Source organism: Roseiconus nitratireducens (assembly GCF_008629675.1).
In the GTDB taxonomy this organism is placed as follows: domain Bacteria; phylum Planctomycetota; class Planctomycetia; order Pirellulales; family Pirellulaceae; genus Stieleria; species Stieleria nitratireducens.
On the sequence record NZ_VWOX01000007.1, the window covers coordinates 260,507 to 281,633 of the forward strand.

Annotated in this window: 12 protein-coding genes; 4 read left to right on the plus strand and 8 right to left on the minus strand. The window is 57.6% G+C overall.

The window, feature by feature from the left end; all coding sequences use genetic code 11:
• Nucleotides 1-78: 78 nt before the first annotated feature.
• The 3 genes from FYK55_RS14355 to FYK55_RS14365 all read right to left on the minus strand — a co-directional run bounded on the left by FYK55_RS14355 (nucleotide 79) and on the right by FYK55_RS14365 (nucleotide 3,708).
• On the minus strand, nucleotides 79-1,473 hold the full coding sequence (locus FYK55_RS14355; RefSeq protein WP_235908691.1) for a sulfatase family protein: 1,395 nt from the start codon (nucleotides 1,471-1,473) through the stop codon (nucleotides 79-81).
• 163 nt (nucleotides 1,474-1,636) lie between these two features.
• Nucleotides 1,637-3,178: a LamG-like jellyroll fold domain-containing protein gene (locus FYK55_RS14360; RefSeq protein WP_150077119.1), complete on the minus strand. Its 1,542-nt coding sequence runs from the start codon at nucleotides 3,176-3,178 to the stop codon at nucleotides 1,637-1,639.
• The gene (locus FYK55_RS14365) at nucleotides 3,175-3,708 is read right to left on the minus strand and encodes a sigma-70 family RNA polymerase sigma factor (RefSeq protein ID WP_150077120.1); all 534 of its coding nucleotides are present in this window, start codon (nucleotides 3,706-3,708) and stop codon (nucleotides 3,175-3,177) included. The genes FYK55_RS14360 and FYK55_RS14365 overlap by 4 nt, the downstream gene beginning before the upstream one ends.
• 318 nt (nucleotides 3,709-4,026) lie before the next feature.
• Here FYK55_RS14365 and FYK55_RS14370 point away from each other — a divergent pair, with 318 nt between their 5' ends.
• Nucleotides 4,027-4,404: a BlaI/MecI/CopY family transcriptional regulator gene (locus FYK55_RS14370; protein WP_150077121.1), complete on the plus strand. Its 378-nt coding sequence runs from the start codon at nucleotides 4,027-4,029 to the stop codon at nucleotides 4,402-4,404.
• Nucleotides 4,401-9,248: a carboxypeptidase regulatory-like domain-containing protein gene (locus FYK55_RS14375; RefSeq protein WP_150077122.1), complete on the plus strand. Its 4,848-nt coding sequence runs from the start codon at nucleotides 4,401-4,403 to the stop codon at nucleotides 9,246-9,248. Before FYK55_RS14370 ends, FYK55_RS14375 begins: the two co-directional genes overlap by 4 nt.
• Before the next feature lie 107 nt (nucleotides 9,249-9,355).
• Here FYK55_RS14375 and FYK55_RS14380 read toward each other — a convergent pair whose 3' ends face one another.
• From FYK55_RS14380 to FYK55_RS29120, 5 genes are all read right to left on the minus strand, one after another.
• A complete protein-coding gene (locus FYK55_RS14380; RefSeq protein ID WP_201743717.1) occupies nucleotides 9,356-10,444 on the minus strand; it encodes a hypothetical protein in 1,089 nt (362 codons plus the stop codon).
• A 69-nt stretch (nucleotides 10,445-10,513) separates the two neighbouring features.
• Nucleotides 10,514-11,743 (minus strand): M14-type cytosolic carboxypeptidase, encoded by a 1,230-nt coding sequence (locus FYK55_RS14385; protein WP_150077123.1) that lies wholly within the window; start codon nucleotides 11,741-11,743, stop codon nucleotides 10,514-10,516.
• A gap of 524 nt (nucleotides 11,744-12,267) precedes the next feature.
• Entirely contained in the window at nucleotides 12,268-15,156 is a 2,889-nt protein-coding gene (locus tag FYK55_RS14390; protein ID WP_150077124.1) for a M56 family metallopeptidase, read from the minus strand.
• Nucleotides 15,153-15,551: a BlaI/MecI/CopY family transcriptional regulator gene (locus tag FYK55_RS14395; RefSeq protein ID WP_150077125.1), complete on the minus strand. Its 399-nt coding sequence runs from the start codon at nucleotides 15,549-15,551 to the stop codon at nucleotides 15,153-15,155. Before FYK55_RS14395 ends, FYK55_RS14390 begins: the two co-directional genes overlap by 4 nt.
• Nucleotides 15,552-16,553: 1,002 nt before the next feature.
• The gene (locus tag FYK55_RS29120; protein WP_161604505.1) at nucleotides 16,554-16,877 is read right to left on the minus strand and encodes a hypothetical protein; all 324 of its coding nucleotides are present in this window, start codon (nucleotides 16,875-16,877) and stop codon (nucleotides 16,554-16,556) included.
• Between the two features lie 139 nt (nucleotides 16,878-17,016).
• Between FYK55_RS29120 and FYK55_RS14405 the strand changes: the two genes are divergently transcribed.
• Both FYK55_RS14405 and FYK55_RS14410 read left to right on the plus strand, forming a co-directional pair.
• Entirely contained in the window at nucleotides 17,017-19,359 is a 2,343-nt protein-coding gene (locus tag FYK55_RS14405; protein WP_150077126.1) for a sulfatase-like hydrolase/transferase, read from the plus strand.
• 1,491 nt (nucleotides 19,360-20,850) lie between these two features.
• Complete coding sequence (locus FYK55_RS14410; protein ID WP_150077127.1) at nucleotides 20,851-21,114, plus strand: RNA recognition motif domain-containing protein; 264 nt, start codon at nucleotides 20,851-20,853, stop codon at nucleotides 21,112-21,114.
• Nucleotides 21,115-21,127: the final 13 nt, after the last annotated feature.

Here is a 21,127-nt window from a genome sequence, read left to right on the forward strand (position 1 = left end):
CTTTCACCCGCCCACCAGCCAGAGGATGTCAGTTGATTTCGCGTGTTTGCACTGGTTCGATGCCGACGAAAAATCTTATCAGTCTTTGTTGTCCGCACCGGACTTTTCGTACTCTTTGGGAAGCTCGGCGACCCATCGTTGCAACGTTTTGCTGAGGCGAGCCACGACGTCCGGATGTTGTCCCGCGACGTTGTTGCTTTCGCTGGGATCCACCGACAGGTCGTACAGTTCCGGTTCGCCGCGTTGCTTGCGCGGCAAATGAAGTTTCCAATCTCCCTCTCGCAGGGCGGGCGTGCTGCCGGTTGCACTGGCTTTCCAGAACAGGGGTTTTGTCCGCTCGCGTTCAGCGCCCAGCCAGATGTCGGCGACATTCTCACCGTCCAATTGCACCGGCAGATCCTCGACACCCGCAATGGCGCACAGCGACGGCATCCAGTCGATGAACGAGCAAACGCTGGTCGAATCGACTCGTCCCGCCTGGACGTGGCCCGGCCAGCGGATGATGAATGGGACCCGTGTGCCGCCTTCAAATTGAGTGTGCTTTCCGCCGCGAAACTCACCAGCGTAACCCAGCATGTTGTTCGAATACTTTCGTGCTCCTTTCTTTCCCAGGATCACCGGCGCTGGGCCGTGATCGCTGGAGAACACCACGATCGTGTTTTCCCGCAGGCCAAGCTCGTCAAGCGTTTTCAGCAAGCGGTCAACGTTCCGATCGATTTGAGACACATCGCCCAGGTACTGCTGCATTGACGCGTCAAGGTCTCCGCCGATCTGCACACACTCGTCAAACTTGTGCTGCATGGTTGGAGAAAAGTCCGCGCGATCGACTTTCACATTCTTGAATTCGGCGACCAGGTTGTCCGCAGTGTTGACGGGAAAATGCGTCGCATGGCCCCAGACGTTGACATAGAAAGGCTGGTCTTTGTTTTCGCGGATGAAATCCATTGCAGCGGAGTAGAGATCGCTATCGCGGCCGGACGCCGGGTCACGGCTCTTGCCAATCGTCTGGACGGTATCGATCCCGTACGTCCCGTCGGCATCGTCGGGACCCAGGTGCCATTTGCCGAAGTGGCCCGTTTGATAGCCGCGCTTCTTCAGGAGTTCCGTGATGGTGGTGCGGTCGCCGAACCCGAAGTCGGCCGCGTATCTGGAAAACCGAGCCGGGAACAAGCCCGTCATCAGCCCCGTGCGGCTGGGATTGCAGGTCACGCCCGTCACGTAAAACTGCGTGAACCGAGTGCCTTCGCTCGCGAGTTTGTCGAGCGCCGGAGTCTTTGCGTAAGGGTGCCCGTAGCAGCCGAGGTCGCCGTACCCGAGGTCATCGGCGAACAGGAAAACGATGTTCGGCGGTCGGCCGGTCTCGGCAAGGCAGGCCGTGGAGCTCATCATCGCCAGCAAAAAGGCGACAACCATCGTGAGCAATCCTGTCTTCGGAGCTTTCTTGCTGCCTAGGATTCGAAGCAGGTTCATCATGTTTCGTCCTCGTCGCGGGCGCGGATGCCGGTGACCCCTGCTGGCGCCGCCGGCAGAACTCCCGCCAGGATCGGCCAAAGATTGGCAAGCAGTTTTGGATTCAAACGCATGGGGTGATTCATTCGACAAGCAGGGTTTTCTGGCAGGAAAGGCGCGGGCCGCTTCATTCTGATTCCCCTATTTCTTCCAACGCAGCCTGGTACAGATCTGTGATCTGCACGTCGCTGAGCGCCTTGTCGAACAGAGCGACTTCGTCGATGCGTCCATCCCACAAGTGAAGTCCATCGGGGTCCGTTCCAAACCACAAGGACTTTGCGTCATGACCCGCGAGCGGAGCTGAGGACGAGGCGGCGACGAGGCGACCGTCGTTGTAAAGACGCAGCTGATCGCCATCGACCGTCATCGAGATATGACACCAAGTGCGAAGCGGCAGCAATGACTCGCTAGCGACCGACCGCAAGTCGCCCTCGGCGTCCCGGACGGTCGCCTGAACAAAACCACTTTGATTAAGTGCCAATGTGAAGCTCCCCTGATCACGTCGGATGTCGGTGGCCACCGTGGCGTTTTTTGCCCTGCTTTCCAGATACACAAAGGCGACCAGCGTAAATGCGCCGGTTCGCAGAGGTGGTGGAGACTCCGCTCGCCCGCCACGCCCCGTCGAATCCGCCAGGACACGCAGCGATCCGCCCGAGAAAACCCCCCGGGCGTGAGGCGGTCGGTTTCCGTCACCGGTCAACACAACGCCTGAGTACTCCGGCGGGATGCAGGTCAGGCCCTGATCGCGAATCGCCATCTGGTAGAACGCCACCGGAGCAAGCCGTTTGATCGTGCGTGCGTATCGGCGCCGCGACTCATCAAACGTGCGAATGAATCGATCCGCGGCCAATTCAATCTCCACCGGCGTCGCGGCCCGCTCTTCAATCTTTACCGCTTGCGATGCACGCAAATCGACGGCATTCGCCGCCGCAATGTCTCCTCGCGATCTCGGTTGAACGCGAACCAGGCCCTCGAAGACATGCACTTCACTGGCACTGGCGGAAACGTCGACGGAGAACTCCGTGCCGAAATCAATCACCTCCGCCTCGGGCGTCTCCACGGTGAAGCCAACTCCTTCCGGTGGCACGTTCGCCGACAGCCGGCCGCTTCGCAGTAGCAAACGTTGGCCACTCAGCGGTTCGAACTGTGCCGGGGCTTCAAGATAGACCGTCACCCCGCCTGCGAAACGCAAGTGCAACAAGCCTTGGTTCAACTCGTACTTGCCGACCGGAAGTTGGTGGTCATTCCACGCGTTTCCTTCCCGCAGCAGCAGGGCATCCACGTCAGCGACGAGCGTCGCCACCGGTTCGATCGGACGATTCGTTAGATTGCCAATCCACAAAGTCGCTGCCAGCAGCAGCGCCGCCGCGGCGGCCATGAAGGCCAGGCGAGCGCTAACACGTCGACTTGGGCGATCCAGCGTCTTTTCGCCCGAATTGGATTCGGCAGCCGCGGCAACGGCGGCTTCGCATTCGATTCGCACCACTTCCGATTCGGGCAGGGCTGCCAGCTCACCCAGGGCTGAGTCGACATTCAGATACTCAATGAAGTCTCGACGAAGAAGTGCATCCTGGCGGAGGGCCGCTTCCAGGACTTGAAGCTGCTCCGCGGTGATCTCACCACTGGCGTAGTCGGCAAACAGCGAACGCAGGTCAGTCGATTCGCTCACGACAGCCCCTCCGCTTGCAGCACTTGGCGGGTGCAATTCAGGAGTCGTAAACGCATCCGGTGCAGCCACTGGTAGAAGGCCGCGACCGTTCGGCCGCTCTGGCCGGCAACCTCCTGAATGGCGGCATCGGGCGCGTAGGCGGCCAGGATGATCTTTCGGTGATGCGTGGGCAGCTTTTCCAGGCAGCCTTCCAATGCTTCACGCTGAGCGGACAGTCGATCGTCGTCTCGGGTCGATTCGCAAGCGACGACGTGCAGCACATCTTCGGCCAACGTGAGTCGGCTGCGAGCCTTGTCGCGCAACCAGCCGAGCGCCTCGTGCCGCGCGACGCCGAACGCCCAGCGGCGAAAATGCTCCGTGTCGTCAAGTTCATCGAACTTTCGCCACAGAACCAGAGCCACGCCTTGCATGACATCTGCCGCATCATGTCGCGTCGGCACCAAGCGTCGCACATACGCGCGAATCGCGGGCTCGTTGGCGGCAAAATGCGTTAGGAACTGTTCGTGAATGTCGTTGTGATCAGGCTCCATGCAGGAACTCTCCGCGAAGTCGGTCCATTTTACGGAAAAAATTCGAGAGAAGCGGAGTTTCTCAGCAGCCTTGACTCGCCAGAGTCGGACGGTGGCAGGGGCGAGGCCCCGATCGATTGATTCGCCCAGCCCAACGGGCTGGGAATAGGAATGGAAATGAAACTCTAGGGCCAACGGCCGGGCCGCCATTGGATCGGTCGTTCGGAAAAAAATCCCAAAAAGTCACGTCGGGCAATCCGAAGTGTAGTATGATCTGCGCTTCTGGATAGCGCAGCAATTCCTGCGCTATTGAAACCCGCGAGGGATTTGGAGAGAACGATGCGTTTGACGCCGGGTGAATTGAAGGTCATGCGACTGCTGTGGAAACACGGCGAAATGAAGCCGCCAGAGATCGGAGAGCGGTACAAGCCGCCGATCAAGGATGCGGCCTTGCGGGCTTGCTTGGCAGTCCTGCTGGAAAAGGGCCACGTCGAGCGGCGGCGTGAGGGCCGCGCCTACGTGTACCGAGCACGCACCAAGCAGCATCGAGCGTACAAGACGATGCTTCGTGAGCTTCTGGACAACTTCTGCGACGGATCCGCCAGGCAACTGATGATGAATCTCGCCGAGCAAGAGTCGCTCAGTGAAGACGACCTTCAGGAAATCAAACGTCTCACCAAATCAACCCAAACGCCTGGCAAGAAGGGAAAACGATGAACACGGTCGACCTTGCCCTCTGGTTGGCAAAAATGACGCTGTTGATGTCCGTCGTCTGGGCCGTGTACTTTCGATTTCGCGGTCGCAATCCACGATGGCAGCAGGGCAGCTTTCGAATCGGTGCGTGTGGGATCGTGCTGCTTACCGGTCTGTCCTTTTTGCCCCCTCTCTTTCAATGGAGTGTCGTGGAAGTCGCCTCGGCGCCGGCAGAGGTCGTCGCGGTGAAGCCGCCGGTGGCGTCACCCGCGTTATCATCGGTGCCCGAAGAAGGCGCCGCCAACGCACCGGTTCGCCGAAGCGTTGAACTTCAGCCACCGCCCGACCACCGGCCTCCGGTCGCGACAGTTGGCGGATCTTCTGTAGAGGAATCTCTTGCCCCGACGCCCCGCGAGATTCCCGCAACAGCACCGATCACGCGTCCGTGGAATTGGCGTGCGTTGCTATTGTCCGTCTGGGCGATTGGCGTGCTGTGGCCGCTTTGTCGGTGGAGCATAGGCGTTCGCGGGGTGCGACGGTTGTTGATGCAATCACGAGCCGCGGATGCAACGATCGAAGACCGAATGCGGCGACTTGCCGGGCAGTTGGGTGTCGAGGTGCCACGCGTTGTCGTCTCCGATCAGATCGATACACCATCGGTGGTCGGCATTTGGCGTTCAACCATCATTTTGCCTGACTCAATCGCTCCGGACGATCTGGATAGCGCGTTGGCCCACGAGTTGTGCCATGTTGCCGGAAATGATTTGCGTTGGGATGCGTTGCTAAGGTGCTTGTCCGCTTTGCTCTGGCCGCACCCGCTGGTTTGGAAGGTCGTCGCTTGCCACCGCGCGGCGAGCGAGCGAGTCTGTGATTTGGTCGCAGCCGACATGATCTGCGATCGAAAGCGGTACGCAGACAGCTTGGCTCGAATCGCCGCCGGACTGGGCGCCCGACCCGGATTTGGGATGGCGATGGCTCGGTCCCCTCAAATCATCGATCGCCTACGAACGCTCGCTAGCCGGATCACCGCAAGGCCGCTGGGGCGAATCGGTCGCTTCGCCGCCGCCGGCACGATGGCGCTGGTTGTGGCGGGTGGAGTCACGACGATTGTTCACGTCCGGCAGGTGATGGCCGAGCAGCCAGGAGACCAGCCCCGCACGTTGAAGTTCGTCGTACTCGACGCAGCCAACGGCGAGCCGCTCGCCGATGCCCAAGTCGCGTTCCGCTACCACGACACGCAATACACCCGCCAGACGGTCCACACCGACAAGGCCGGCGTTGCGGAGTTCATCTATCCCGAGTCCGAGAAGCCGGCGTTCCTTCGAATCAAAGTGAATCGCAGCGGCTACGTGCCCTACTACGCGTCGTTTGATCGACAATTGCCACGCTTGCTTCCGACGACGAAGACGATTCGCATGTCGGCGGGAAAGGTCATCGGCGGCATCATCACCGATACCAGCGGGGCACCGATCGAAAACGCCGACGTGACGATTTACGTTCCTTCGATCGATCCGCCCAAACAGAACCACGTTTATGATTTGTTGGACGCGCAGACCGGCCCCGACGGTCGCTGGACACTTGACGCCGCACCGTCGCCACCGGAAGGTTTGCAACTGAGGGTCGAACACGGTCGCTATCAGAACAACTACTTTGACGTCCAGGACAGCACCGATGCGACCTATGCGCTGGAGCGTGGGTGGTCGATCGCCGGAACGGTCACCAACGAAAGTGGCGATCCCGTCAGCGGCGTCAAGGTCGTCCCGGGAACCGATCGCTTCGGATCCTCATTGCCTGATGCCACGACCGACGATGCGGGCAAGTTCGAACTGTTCGGGCTGAAAAAGGGCGAGACGACTTTGACGGCAACGGCGGATGGCTTTGCCCCGCAAATGACGCAAGTGGTTCCTGATGGCTCGGAGACCGTTGAAGCAAACTTCGTACTCAAGCCCGGCAACACGATTCAGTTCCGGTTTGTCGATCCCGAGGGGCACGCCATTCAGGGAGCCTGGATCACGGCCGACACGTGGCGAGGGTTTCGCACGGTCGATTGGCGTGGCAAGAGCAATGGGGAAGGCATGGTCACATGGACGGGCGCCCCATCGGACACGGTAATCTACGACTCGGGCCACTCAGGCTATCGCAGTCGTCGCGATCTTGGTCGCATCGCCCAAGATGAGCCTCACGTGATCACGCTGTCGCCGGAGTTTGTCGTCACCGGCGACGTTGTCGACGCCGACACGGGCCAGCCGATCGAAGAATTCAAAGCACAGTTCGGCTGGCAGCAAGACGGTGGCGAAGTCTACTGGACCGACCAAGACGCCATCCAAGGACGTGATGGTGAATTCCGATTGACGTACGACGAAGGCCAAGACGAACTTTTCCTGCGTGTGACCGCGACCGGATACAAGCCTTGGATATCCGGGGCGTTTGATACGACCGCGTCACCGTCGCCACTGAAAATCAGCATGCAGCCCGGCGCGGGTCCCCGCGGTATCGTGCTGACACCCGATGGCGAAAGGGCAAGCGGGGCCGTCGTCGCGCTGGGAGTGGAAGGCAACACGTTCCAGTTCCGACGAGGCTATCGGCCCTACAATCCGGTTCAACAGAAGACCACCGACGCCGAAGGCCGATTCGAGCTGGACGCCGTCGAAGAAGGCATCGCCGGGATCGTGGCAATCATTCACGACAGCGGCTACGCCGAAGTCACGCTGGAGGAACTGGCCAAGTCCACCGAGATACAGATCGACCGTTGGGCCAGCCTGGAGTTTGAAGTCATCGAAGAAGGACGTCCCGTCGCTGGTCGACAAGTCCAGTTTCGCCCCCGCGATGACCGCACTCGCGTGGTCGACATCTTCAGCTACTCGATCGACGCGGAAACTGATGAAGACGGCCGCGCGACGCTGGACCGTGTCATCCCCACCGACGGCTCCGTGTCGATGGCGTTGGTCCAGGAGTACCACCGCGGAGCGACCTACTACTCGCACGCTTCGCAACCGATCCAGTTAGGTCCCGGTCAGAAACAAACGATCCGATTTGGGGGCAGCGGTCGAACCGTCGTCGGCCGCGTCGATTTGCCTGGTGAGCCACCGGCAAAACACCGTTGGGAGATGAACGAAGCGGGTAGTATCGAAACCACCAAGTTCAAATGGGACCATCCCGAACACCGTACCTACCGATTCCTGGTCGACGACGAGGGGCGGTTCCGCATCCCCGATGTTCCGACCGGGGCCTACAAATTCTCGCTGGACCTGACCGCCCAGCCCTCACCGGACGTCTGCGGGACCGGCCGCCGCATCGGCGGTGTTCCTGGCTTCGAGTTTGAAGTCACCGCCGGCGATTCGAACCCGGTGGATCTTGGAGAACTTACAGGTGAGTGGGACAAACTTAAGGGAGTTGGCGATCCGGCCGTGAACTTTGTCGCCAAGACTGATAACGGCAAGGTCACGTTGGATCAATTCTCCGGCAAAGTCGTTTTGCTGGACTTTTGGGCCACCTGGTGTGCGCCGTGTCTCGCCGACATGCCGCGGTTGCTGCAGTTGCATCGGAAGTTCGGTCAGCAACCCAACTTCGAACTGCTGGCTGTTTCGCTGGATCAGGACTTTCAGAAAGCTTTGAGGATGGCCGACGATCAGAGCTGGCCCTGGGTGGTCGCCGAGGGTGGGCGGAATTTCCAAGCCATGATCCCCCGCGCCTACGATGTCGAATCTTTGCCGGTCAAGTTTCTGATCGGACGTGACGGAACGATTTTGTATCGTGGCAACGATTTGGCGAAGATCGAATCGATGATCACGGACGAACTGGCCGAGCCCACGCCCGCACCGACGGTGTCGCTGAAGATGCAGGCTTCGCCGGTCGCCGACGATTTTCAGTCCGACGGACGCCACGCTTTGGTGGCACTCGCTTTATCCGAGGCCTACATCAGCGACCGAGCCGGCGAGGTGGAACAACCGAAACACGGTTTGTTCTTCTACGACTCCGCCGGGAAACTGATCCGCAGCTTGCCGACGATTGCTCCCAGCGGTTGGCTGAAGCGTCCGGATCGGATCACCGTGGATCGACAGCGTGGCCGTTTGTACGCACTCACCGGTAACACGCTGCATGCCTGTGCCGATGACGGTCGATTGCTGTATCAGCTAGCCGTCCCGTCCGCTCAAGCCGTTTCCGTCCAACCGGAAACGGGTGATCTTTGGGTCCTGCGGACTTCGTACCTGAACGCCGGTACGATCCTGGTGCTCAGCAGCGACGGCGACGAAATCGATCGCCATCCCGTCCCCGGTTTCAGCCTTCGTCACAGTGCGGTGGACAACGGATTCTGGATGATCGGCAAGTCCGCCAAGTTGGTCTCCCCATCCGGCGACGTGGTCGTCCAACATTCGTTGCCCGACGACGCGTACACCTTCGCCGCCCTGGCGATTGACCCGGCGGGCGGATGCTGGGCGCTCGAGGACTCGCATCCAGATGTCCCCGCCAGCCGCGAGCAATTGTGGCACATCAGCAAACGCGGGATGCGAAGGGTGGGCGAGTTCGGCGTCGTCGATCACAACACCTACGCCGGACTTCACCTGAGCAGTTTGGCCGTCGTCGGCGATCAGGTTTGGGTCAGCGTCATCGAGCGTCAAGAAGACTACGTGATTGGCCCGAACAGCGAAATCAGGCGTTACGCCAAGTCCGGTGAGTTGCTTGGCACGATCGACGAACTTGCCACGGAAATGCACGGGAGCGGCGATGGCACGGTCTGGGCGACCACAAACACGCACCTGATCGAGTTTGATGCCGACGGCAACGAACTTCGCCGCCAGTCACGTCCCAGCAACCTGGTCGATGGCGTTCATCAATCCTCATGGCTCATGACGTTCGGCAACGATTGAAACAAGGCAGGCATGACGCGTGGATCGTTCCGTCGCTGGCAGGCAGGAAAAGGGGACGCAGGTCTTTTTCTCGCCTGGTTTCGTTTTGTTTACGAACCAGCGTGAAGCTACATTAAGAAACGCAATTTGTCATACGCTGCATTCTCTCTTGCCTCCTGGTCAACCGCAGCGGCCAATTCATCAAATCCGAACATGGTTTTGACGCGATGAGTCAGGAGGGCACGATCGTAGGGAATGCTTCCGGAAGTCCAATAGTCGGCCGTATAAGGTGTAAATTTGGAAACCTGCAACGGCCCTTTTTCATCGGCGACATTCGGGAGATTCCGCCAAAGTCGAAGGTGATGGCGATGTGATCGGATCGCACGTGGCACCAAGTCGGTGTAGCCATCAGCAGCGAGATTGACGATGGCCGCAGAGTGGTTGATCACGTGGACAAGCCCACCGTAACCGATGCGGTGAGTTTCCGGTGTGAGTTTGATCGCTTCGTCCAACACGGCGGTGACCATCCCCTCGATATCGTCGTACTCCGGAGTTCCATCTTCATCCGGCAGGATGATCTTGTTCCCGTAGATGCGGCCCTTTTTTTTGCCGTAGTAACCGTTGCCTGGTGTCTGGTTCTCGAATAGGGCCATCAACTTCAAGATGCCATCGACCACCGCGGGCGTGGCAAATCTTGGATGTTCCTTTAGAGCGCGGATCGCGAGGGATGCGAAGATCACATTGTGCCCAGATTGGCGAGGTTGATCGATGCTTTTTTCGAGACCCTCGGCGATCCCGTCGATCAGAGATTCGTCCGACTTCTGCTTTGGAAATGCATCGAACAGCTCTGCATCGGTAAGCTTCGATAGCTTCGACATCTTCTTGCCAAATACTGACTTGCCGCCAATCACGCGTCCCAGGTCATCTTTGATCCCGTTGAAGACCTCGGGTTCGAGACTCGGACGTTGCTTTCCGATGAAGTATCCGGCGATGAGCGATGCCCCGAGATGCCCTGCCATGGAACTCATGTGATGGGCACGCGCCAGCGCATTGAGCCCTTTCTCAAGGTAGGAATCGTCAAGTGGACTACCCGTTTCGACCGACAGTTCATCGGCATCGGCCGACCGACTTAGGAGCCCCCCGACTCCCAGTCCCCCGGCGATACCCGTGCAGAGTTTTCCGAAGTCCCGTCGGACGATTTTCGCTCGGTCAGTCATCAAATGCATTGGTCAGGGCTCGAAGTTTGGAGCAGGAAAAGGGGACGCAGGTCGTTTTCTCGACATCAACTAATCTGCGTCGGCGCTCAGGTATCGAGCGATCGTCAAGCCGAGCTGTTTGCCAACTTGTTGATACCCCTGCTGACTTCCCTGCGGTCGGTTCCAAGCAGTTTCCAGAGTAAGCGACACCACCTGCGGTGAGGTGTGATTCCTTACCCAGTTCTTGCTTACTCGGTCAAGTTCCTGCTGTGACTTGATATACGAAGTGAATCGGTAGTCTGGTTCCAAGGCGTCGATTTGGCTTTCGGCGATTGCTTTCCATCGGATGTAATTGCGATACTGGACCTGCGACAGACGATCAAGCTTCGGGCCATAGAAGTACGGTTGCCGGTCGTTGGGACTGGGATTGTGGAGATCGATAAACAGATCGAATCGATGACTCGCGTTCAGCTTCTTGATGGCCATTTGCGCGGCCCGGACTTCCGGATAGACCGGATCGTCGTCCCAGTCGCGATTGTGGTCACGGGGAACTGCATCTTTGCCCCCCGTTCCATCTGCAACGTTGTCGACGTCCATGATCGGGACCACGCAAATAGTCGCCTTGTTTCGCAGTTCGATGGCAACAGGATCGTCACTGGCCACCCAATTCAAAAATCCCTGGGCGACCCAACTGGAGCCTGTTTCCCAAGCGTGCTGCCTGGCCTGAATCCAAATGGCTGATGGCTTGCCTGCGTCGTCAGAGCGGGCACCGAATCGTATGGCATGCACAGGACGGTCGCCTCGTGTGCGTGCAAGCACGAACAACTCAGAATCGGGAAGCGACTCCGAGATCTGCCTGAGAAGGGCTTCCGCATGTGACGGCAAGAAGGGTGGTCCCCACGCGACCCACATCGTCTCCGCCGTTGCCTCGAACGTGTAGACGGCCTTTCGATCGTCGGATTCAGCTTTCGGTGTGTGTTGCCAATGGATGTTGTCACTGCTGATGGACGCAGAATCCGGTAGCAGCCAAGTAGGGCTGAGCACTCGCCCCGCGCGGAACGGCGTGGAACTCGCGCTCACGGTGACGCTGACGGGCTTGCCAATGGACAAACCGTGTAGTTGAAAGTACCACCAGCACGGCCAACCTCGCTCCTGGCGGACTTGCGGTTGAACATGAACTGATTGACTCGCAGCATCGGTCGATACGACAACCGCTGAACCACCGGGAAAGTCGGCTGTGACCCGAATTTGGGCGGAACCGTGCAGCTGGAAACAGAATGAAAGCGCCAAGAAGATCGCCGATTGTGTTCGATACATCATCGTCGCGGATGGGAGCCAATGAAGTTTGAGCCAGGAAGGTCATGAAGAACAGGGTTCCACCGGAACGTAGAATACCTGGTCTTAAAGTATACCGAACACCGGTTCGCCACGTCGGCCCCGTGCTTGCACCTCGTGCCTTCCAAAGCCGTGACGAAAACCAGTGTCCTGAGTCAAATCTGCGACGTGTGGGATGCGTGCTTTCGTCGCTGGACAGCAAGAATGAAAGTCTGTGGATGACCCCTACCAAATTGACCCACAGAAGGAAGTTGACGCACGAGCGTTTCGTCCATTCTGGATATGTGACCAGCGACGACGTGTTCCGCCAGTTCACCCTCCCGGAAGGAGGTCGTGCAGCTTTATTTCATCCTTCTTTCCAAGCAAGGGCTAGCGCAGCGAGGGAGGGTTTTCTCACCTCTGCTTGAAGCGGATTGCTGTCGCCGCTTCGCGGCTGGTGGTGTTTTGGGAAGCCGTTTCCGTCGGCTTGCGCCGACGGCAGGGAGCTGACGTCGCTTTGCGACTGGAGTCTACGGTCGGACCAATAGCATCGCGTCAGCATCATTGTCGACCACTTCGAGCGGAGTGAGTTCTCGCTTTTGATATCCATTCTCGATCCGGGTTTCATTCTCCAGGATTGACCATCCACATCGGGCCGCACGTGTTGGCGTTTCATGAATGATGTTCCAATCCCTGACCGCGACAGAAAACTGGCCGTGCTCGTCCGTGGTGGTTCGCGCAATGATCCGCCCCCGTTCTCGGTAGTGAAAAACAAGGGTCTTGTTTGCGATCGGGTCCCCGATTGCGTCACGAACTTGACCGCAGACAACGCCTTGGACAATTTGTTTGGGCGTCAATAGAAACGGTTCGAGCTCGAATTCCTCGACATCCTTGGGAATCTCAATTCGGTCCAATCGTGGGTAGTCGTACTTCTCGTACAGGGATCTGTCGGAACCCATGGACGTCACCTGTTGCAGGATCGGGCCAGGTGCGACGCGGACGGAAAAGCGACCGTCTTCATCGGTGAGATCGCGGACGCCGTTGATCGGGCTGGACAAGCAATTCAAGAACGCCTTTGCCCCAACGACGGGTTCTCGCGTGTCCGCGGTGAGAACCCGACCATGCACAAGGACGGTCGGTACGGTCTCAATGGTCAAGTCAAGCACTTCTCCCGCGTGAAGTTGGCGTCTGACTTTTCGATCAAGAAACGGATGCACGTCAAGCTCCTCGTTCCATTCATACGTGTAAACGAACATCGCATCGCGCGTGGCTGCCAGCGCGGGAACATGAAAGCATCCGTTATTGTCCAGCCGTACTTCCGCCTCGCCGCCCAAGGGGCCTCCTGGTCGAAAGTAGGATCGTGTTTTCAACAAGAACTTGGTTCCTGCTATCTGCGACGGATCATCGATTTGCACGCGACCGCGAATTTCACCGACCTCAGAGAGTCGTAGTTCGTGCGTCGATGATTGGGCAGCGAATCGTTGCGTTCCGAATTCCTGCGAGATCACGAGAACGCTGTCAAAAAGGTTTTGCGGTAGGTTTGCCAACGTCGCATGGCCTTCTTCGTCTGAAGTGACGCCAAGGATTTTAGCGAGTTCTCCGTCACTGGAAACCGAAAACGAACCACCAGCCGTTTCGTCGATGGCGAATCGACCGTCAACGAAGACACCTTGGCAGGTGCGGACGTACTCTGGGATCAGCCGTGCATTGGGCAACGGTTGGCCATCAGGCTTCAGGATCGTGTAATGGGTAGGCTTGGCCTTGGGGAGTTGAAAGTTCACATTGCGGACGTGATCTTGGTCTCCAAACAGCCAGGCCAATAAAGCGGCTTGGACTTGATGGCCCTCCGCCCAAACCCAGATCGGATACATGTCGCGTTCAGCCGAATGCGTCTCAGCAAATTCAAGCGTGAATGTTCCATCTGCGGCGGTTTGGACGCTGGCATTGATTTCTGATTTGTCTTTGCTGTTCCAACTTCGAGTGAGGATTCGTGCGCCTTCTATCGGCGAACCGCTGTGATTGAGGACCGTTCCCGAGACGACGCGCGATCCTGTCGCATCGCGTTGCACCAGCTGTTCAGCCTCTTTGGCTGCTTTGTCGGTTTCAGGCTCAGCAGCTTGCTCTGCTTCGGGAACTGATTTTGAAACGGATTGGCCAGATTCAGCCGGAGCATCGGTTGCCGGAGCATCCGTTGCGGGTGCATCCGTTTCCAACGCATCGCCCGTGATCCGGTCGCGTTGCGGTTCCGCGATCTGCAGCTGATTCTGCGGCTCGGCCCGGATCATGACTACCGGAACGCAGAAAGTCATCGCTGCAAGGATAATGGCCGCTTGCAATTGACGGCCGAGCGGACGCCGGTCCGCGGAATCGCAGAGGATGGCTCGGAGTCGTCTCTCAATTCGTCGCGTTGACATCGCGATCCCCATGACCGACAAAACGCCACTCGCCGAATTTGATGACGCCACCGAGACGAGGCAGCGGGCATAGACGACCGGGCAAGTCTCGCTTCGCAGCACCAAATCGTCACACGCTTCTTCACGCAACGCGCAGCACTGTCGCCGGGCGAACCAATACAGGGGATGAAACCAGAACAACGCGCCGGCCAGCTCTCCTATGAAATGCGACAACGGATCGCGTCGCTTCAGGTGGCCGAGCTCGTGCAGCAAGACCGCTCGCCGGTCGTCGGATTCTCTTCCCAAGACAGACTCGGGGATCAGGAGTACCGGACGAACGACCCCGACGATCATCGGCATGAGTCCTGGTGGACTGATTCGCAATCGAATCTTGCCGCAGAGTCCAATGCTGCGTGCCAATGCGTTTGCCTCGCGTTCAACCGGCAGTCCGGTTGCGTGTGCTGATCGCTTCACGAGTCGTCGAATCCACACGGAGGCGACGCCAAGTCGAAGCAAGAGAATGAACGCTCCGAGGCTCCAGATGGTTGACACGGATGCGGATCTCGTTTGCGAATTCCACCAAGTCGGCTCATTCGCCCCCGTGTTAGGCAATGGTGCGTCAATTACTGACGCCGAGCGATCGACCGAGCGGATGAGATCAATCAAGCCGGTTGGGTTCTCGTTCGATGTGGTGGCAGCAGCGAGTGGGGCCAGTTCATTTCCATGAGGGTTGGTCGCGAAAAACCTTCGATCAAGTGTTTGCTCACTGGCTTTTTCGGACACGGCCGTTGGCATGAAGTGTTCTAGCTGGAGATCGAATCGCGGAAGCAACGTCAGCATCGCGGGGATCGCCACCAACAAGGCCATGCAGGCAACCCAAATTGCATGACGCAAAGACGCACGCTTCCCTTTTGCTAAATGCGACACCGCGATTGCAGTGATCAGGACCACCGTTCCACCGAAAGTCAACTCAACGATCCAATCAAAAACGCCACCGAAATACGAGCTGAACACAGACGAATTCATGGTTTTCTCCGTTTGTTCTGTTCTTTTTTGAACTCGTCGATCAGCCGGCTCAGCCTTTCGACCTCTTCCGACGACAACGACGCGCCCGGGCGTTCCAAATGCGTGGCCAAGGCCTCGCCGATGGATCCCTCAAAAAACGTCTTCACGACCTTGCGAAGCGCTTTGACACCGGCCTTTGTTTTGGGCTGCTTGGGGAGATACGCGAATTCGCGACCTGATTTCACTCGCTTCAGGTAGCCCTTCTCCATCAAGATCGCCAACAACCGACGGACTGCCATTGGAGTCGGGTCTCCATCAAGCTGCTTGCGAATCTGGTGCACCGTCGCTTGTTCAATCTCGTACACGATCTCCATGATCTGTCGTTCGCGTCGCGAGAGTTTTTCGAAATTCGTCATGTCGTCTCCTCCTAAGCGCTAAAAGAGTAGCGATTCCGAATCGGCTGACAAGACAGAAACGCTAAAAAGTGTGCGCTGCGTCTGCGCGGGCCGGCAACGACGCGGCGCCGGTATCTTGGGATTTGCTGAATGAGAAGGTTTCAGGCTGATGGGCGAACCGGCGACAAGGCGCTGGGAGACTGATACGTCTTCGAGGACGCTTGGGAACGGTTCGCTCACCAGCGGGAAGCCGCCCCTGACGACTCGATGAAACATCGGTACCCGCTTCAACCGCGAATTGGGCTCTGGGACACCTCCGGTGGAAGACGCCGGAGCGTGTTTTCTTACGTGCGATCGACTGGTGCTGTAAAAAACTGGTTGCTGAAGGATCTCCGCAAAACATGCGCGACCTACTATGACGAGCACATGCCCGAGTCTGCTGTCGAAATTCTCGGTCACTCGGTCGACGGAGTCACCTATCGGCACTATGCCCATCGCGATCCTCTGCGTTCAAGGCAATCACGACAATTCCACAGCCTTACGCTTTCACGGCTCTGCCGCGCGGAATCGAGGGCGAGTGTCCGTGCTGTCGCCGGAAGTCTAAGGAGAATGATTCTCCGGTCGATGAAACCGGAACAGGCTGTGGATGATCGCTACGGCGCGTCGGTGTCCGGATCCTGGCGACACCGATGCTAGTTCAGCCGTGAGCTTCGAGCGTTTGGTCGATGCACCCGCCGCGTTTCGAGAAGGGTATCGAGACATTTTAAAGGTGAAATCGATACCATTGGCACTTCAGTTTCAGGCATCGCACGAATCCGACGCAGGAAATGCGATCGGGAGTCCTGACTTCAGAACGTTGTCAGAGGGTCAGCCCGTGTTTTGACGCGCACCTGCGCGTCCAGGATCCGATCTTAATGTCCAATCAATACCTTTCCCTGCCAGCAGGCTCGCCAAGCCTTTTCCAGGCTCTATAATCGGCAATAAGCTAAATTCAGCTGATTTTCCTTGTCCACTCCATGACTGTTAGGTGGCTGCGATGCTTCTCCTCCGCTGGATAACGGCAAGAGCAATCGTAAAGAGTTCTTCTATTTCACCGAGACAACCTTCCATGGGATGCGGTACGGGGACTGGAAACTTCTGTTCATCGACCAGGAAGAATGGTTTCGAGGCGAACAGACTGCCCTGAGCACTCCATACATCATCAACTTGAAACTCGACCCGTTCGAGCGTTTCATTGAAGCCCGTGGCTATGACGAGTGGGCTGAAAACCGAAGCTGGATTCTCGGTCAGGCAGGCAAAGGGATCGCCAAGTTCGTTGAAACATTCAAGGAGCATCCACTCAGCCAAGAGAGCATGTCGGTACAGGTTGGCAGCGTCAGCGACATGATCAATTCGAAGGCAATAGGACGCTGAGGTACCATAAGGCCGGCGGCGATTCTGTTAATCCCGCCAAGTTATTTGTGATGAACTGAATCCGGAGCCTACGATGATCCGCATCGACAGATGTCTCGCGTGTGTGTTTGCAGCTTTTTTCGCACCACCTTGTCTTGCTCAGCAGGTCGACCGTTCGAAACTTCCGTTGCCCGATGCCCCGTTTAAGGGCAAGATCGACAAGACCTTCGAGGGTTCGAAGCAGGACTACCCACAGCCAGTGTCGCCTCCAAAAGGCGCGCCGAACGTCGTGCTGATCCTGATCGACGACTTGGGATTTGGGCATCCATCGACGTTTGGCGGCCCCATTCCAACACCCGCACTCGACCGCCTCGCCGAGTCTGGCGTCAAGTACAACCGATTCCACACCACGGCCATTTGCTCACCAACGCGGGCCGCGTTGCTCACAGGCCGCAACCATCACGAGTGCGGCTTTGGAACCATCACCGAGCTGTCCACCGGTTACCCTGGCTATCACTCCGTGTGGCCACGGAGTTGCGCATCAATTGCCGAAGTGCTCAAGGAGAACGGCTACAGTACTGCCGCTTGGGGTAAGTGGCACAACACCCCTGACTGGGAAACGAGTCCTATCGGTCCGTTCGAGCGCTGGCCCACGGGTCTCGGCTTCGAGTACTTTTACGGCTTTCAAGGTGGCGAAACCAGTCAGTGGTACCCTCAGTTGTTTCGAAACACGACGCCCATTGAGATTGCAAAGACACCCGATGAAGGTTACCACCTGACCGAAGACTTGGCCGATGACGCCATCGCTTGGATTCAAAGGCAGCAATCAATCAGTCCTGATAAGCCATATTTTGTTTACTTTGCAACCGGCGCTACACACGCTCCTCTGCACGCGCCCGACGAATGGATCGACAAGTTCGAGGGCGAGTTCGATCGCGGATGGGACAAAGTGCGCGAAGAAACCCTCGCCCGTCAGAAAAAATTAGGCATCGTTCCGGAGAACACCAAACTCACTCCTCGGCCGAACGAGATTGATGCCTGGGACAGTCTGTCGAACGATGCAAAGCGACTGTACGCGCGGCATCAAGAAGTGTTTGCTGGCTTCCTCGCTCACACTGACTATCACGTGGGGCGATTGATCGAGGCAGTGCGAGCGTTGCCCGATGCGGAAAACACCATGATTGTCTACGTCGCTGGCGATAACGGTCCCAGCGCCGAAGGGAGCCTCACAGGGACTACCAACAACGTGATGACTCAAAACGGGATTCCAGACACGGTTGAGGCGCAGCTTGAAGAGATGGAAGAAATTGGCGGCCCCAAGCACGAGAATCATTTCCCAGTTGGTTGGGCATGGGCCGGTTCGTCACCATTTCAGTGGATGAAGCGAGTCCCCTCACACTTTGGCGGCACTCGCAACGGATTGGTGATTTCGTGGCCCGCCAAGGTAAAGGACGCGGGCAGCATCCGTAGCCAGTTTCATCACGTGATCGACATTGCCCCGACAATCTACGAAGCGGTGGGAATTCCGGAACCGCAGATAGTCAATGGAATTAAGCAGACGCCAATCGCGGGCATCAGTATGGGGTACACGATTGCCAACCCCAACGCCGACGGGCGACGTAAAACGCAGTACTTTGAAACGGGCGGCCACCGCGCCATCTATCATGACGGTTGGGTTGCTACCGCGTTTCAAGGCGTCCCCTGGGAGTTGACTGGATCGAAAGGTTTCGACAACACCAAGTGGGAACTTTACAACATCGAACAAGATTTCTCGGAAGCCGTTGATCTAGCCGACGAGGCCCCAGAGAAGCTCAAGCAGTTGCAGGCGATCTTTGACCAGGAAGCTGAGAAGTTCAAGGTCTACCCACTCGACGACCGATTTGCCGAGCGAGTCGTCAACCCCGAGCGGCCCTCCGTGGCCCGTGGCCGAACGTCCTTTAGCTACGCCCCTGGGACGACACGTATCCCCGAAGGCAGTGCGCCGCCAATTTATCAGCGTTCGCACACGATAACCGCTTCGCTCAAAGTGAGTGACGATGGTAGCGATGGTGTGATTCTGGCTGAAGGAGGCAGCTCCGGCGGATTCACACTTTACGTCGAAAATGGCAAGTTGGTTTACGAGTACAACTTCTTTGGTAAGGAACGCAACAGGGTCGTGTCGGACACCAAACTGCCCAGCGGCGAGGTCGAGGTCGCGATGGACTACCAGCAGAAGCCAGTCACGAAAGACAATCCGGCTATCGGAGGAACGGTTTCTTTGACAGTGAATGGAAAACGCGTCGCAAGCGGCAACGTGCCACATGTCGTGCCAAAGCGATTCTCCGCCACCGAGACGCTGGACATTGGTTCCGATCTGGGATCTACCGTATCAGAGGCTTACGTGGCACCCCACGGATTCAGTGGGACGATCACGAACGTGGATATCGAGTTAAAGTGATGTCGTTCCCACGCGCGCCCTTCGGTGGAATGTGTGGCCATTGCGAAACGACGATCGTAACCCCGCGTTACCCTCAAGCCACCTACGGCGACTTGATTGCAAGGCGGGAATCCCTTCCGTTCATCAAATCAGTTGCGATCATTGTTCAGTGCTGAGGTTGGACCCACCTCGAGCTCAACGCAATGGTCCTTCCCAACTTCGGTGAATTGGACCGAAGCGAGTTAGCAACCGGGCTTCACCCGTTCGGTTGATGCAACCGAAGCAGGTAGGTGGCCGAAAGCAAAGATGGTCAGCGGTAATCCTTGCGCCTTTGATAACGTCCAACACAGAATCGTCCGGGCTGAAGGCCCTGCCGTTTACCTAGCCCAGTCCAACGGACTGGGTCTCAGAATCCAGTGAAAACCTGAGGGCCAACGGCCCGGCCATTTGCATTCAGTCCCAAGCGTATCGATTGCCCCGGTGCCGTGAGAATCAACTCTCGATGAACGCTGAAGCACACTGACAAACATAGGGCCGGGCCGTTGGCCCTAACATTTCATTTCTGTTCATTCTCTTCCCAGCCCGTTGGGCTGGGCTGGGCAAATGACCGGGGCTTCGCCCCTACCGCCGGTACGACGTGCGATGGCTTCGCTCATCCCGTCGGGGTGGTCGCCCTTGAACGAACTGACAGCCGCGTTCGTTCGCCGCCGAAGTTGGACCAAGCCCACGCAAATTCCGCGCCTCGCTTCAGCGAGTCGGTGTGGGTGACCGAAGCGAATTAGCCGGACTCGTTTCAACGCTCCGGTGGCCGACTTCGGCGAGTTAATGCTTCGGTGCCCCGGTCGATGAAACCGGAGCACCGAAGTGAACGAGATTTCATCGCGAAGGTGAATTTGACCGCCGCGGATTTGAGCCCGACCGAACCCATCTCAGGCGATGCAGCCTGGCTGCATGCAGGTTCGTTCACGGGGGCATGAACACCCTTGTGAAATCAGCCGTATCTGAGCCTCCGCTCGACTGGTGAAGTCCAAAATCGTTGCTAGCGAAGGGCCGCGCCGGGAGGTGCGAGTCGAAATTAGAAGTTATTTCGGGACTTTGAATTCTTTCCCAAAGAATGTGTACGCCTCGCGTTACGTAAAACTGAGATTGGGAATCGACGACAAACCGATGGACGCACGTCGAAATGCTGCCGATCCATGGTATAGTTCGCTTGCTCGTGATTTATGTGGTCAATTATGACGCTTCGTGCGCAACGACCACTCCACGACAAAGGAAGATTGAGAGAGCTTTGGTAAAGTAGATTCGGACAGTTGTCGTAACGGTTGAGTTGGATTTCGTTTCGAGCCGGGCTATTCATAGTTCTCTCTGATCCATGCTAATTCTTCTGGCGCTCTAGGCTGGAAACTCTATAGTGGCATCGCCACTCACTATCTCTTGGCTGAGGCCATGGGATCGCTCCTTTTGACTCCTATGCGTCCGCTGTTGCGGAATCTTCTTTAAGGAGTTCATCTTATGAACATTTATGTTGGAAATCTAAGTTTCGATGCGACCGAAAACGACATCGAAGCAGCCTTCGGTGAGTTTGGGGCCGTCAAATCAGTCAACGTGATCAAAGATCGCGAAACCGGTCGCTCTCGTGGCTTTGGTTTTGTTGAAATGCAAAACCGCGAGTCGGGAATGGAAGCGATCAGTGCGATTGATCAAAAGTCGATTTGTGGACGGGACGTGACCGTCAATGAAGCGAAGCCGCGAGCCGAACGCGGCCGAAGCTGGTAAAGCAATTGGCGTT

Coding starts and splice junctions, on each gene's coding strand:
- FYK55_RS14355 (WP_235908691.1), bottom strand. CDS start 1,473: ATGATGAACCTGCTTCGAATCCTAGGCAGCAAGAAAGCTCCGAAGACA.
- FYK55_RS14365 (WP_150077120.1), bottom strand. CDS start 3,708: ATGGAGCCTGATCACAACGACATTCACGAACAGTTCCTAACGCATTTT.
- FYK55_RS14370 (WP_150077121.1), top strand. CDS start 4,027: ATGCGTTTGACGCCGGGTGAATTGAAGGTCATGCGACTGCTGTGGAAA.
- FYK55_RS14375 (WP_150077122.1), top strand. CDS start 4,401: ATGAACACGGTCGACCTTGCCCTCTGGTTGGCAAAAATGACGCTGTTG.
- FYK55_RS14380 (WP_201743717.1), bottom strand. CDS start 10,444: ATGACTGACCGAGCGAAAATCGTCCGACGGGACTTCGGAAAACTCTGC.
- FYK55_RS14385 (WP_150077123.1), bottom strand. CDS start 11,743: ATGATGTATCGAACACAATCGGCGATCTTCTTGGCGCTTTCATTCTGT.
- FYK55_RS14390 (WP_150077124.1), bottom strand. CDS start 15,156: ATGAATTCGTCTGTGTTCAGCTCGTATTTCGGTGGCGTTTTTGATTGG.
- FYK55_RS14395 (WP_150077125.1), bottom strand. CDS start 15,551: ATGACGAATTTCGAAAAACTCTCGCGACGCGAACGACAGATCATGGAG.
- FYK55_RS14405 (WP_150077126.1), top strand. CDS start 17,017: ATGATCCGCATCGACAGATGTCTCGCGTGTGTGTTTGCAGCTTTTTTC.
- FYK55_RS14410 (WP_150077127.1), top strand. CDS start 20,851: ATGAACATTTATGTTGGAAATCTAAGTTTCGATGCGACCGAAAACGAC.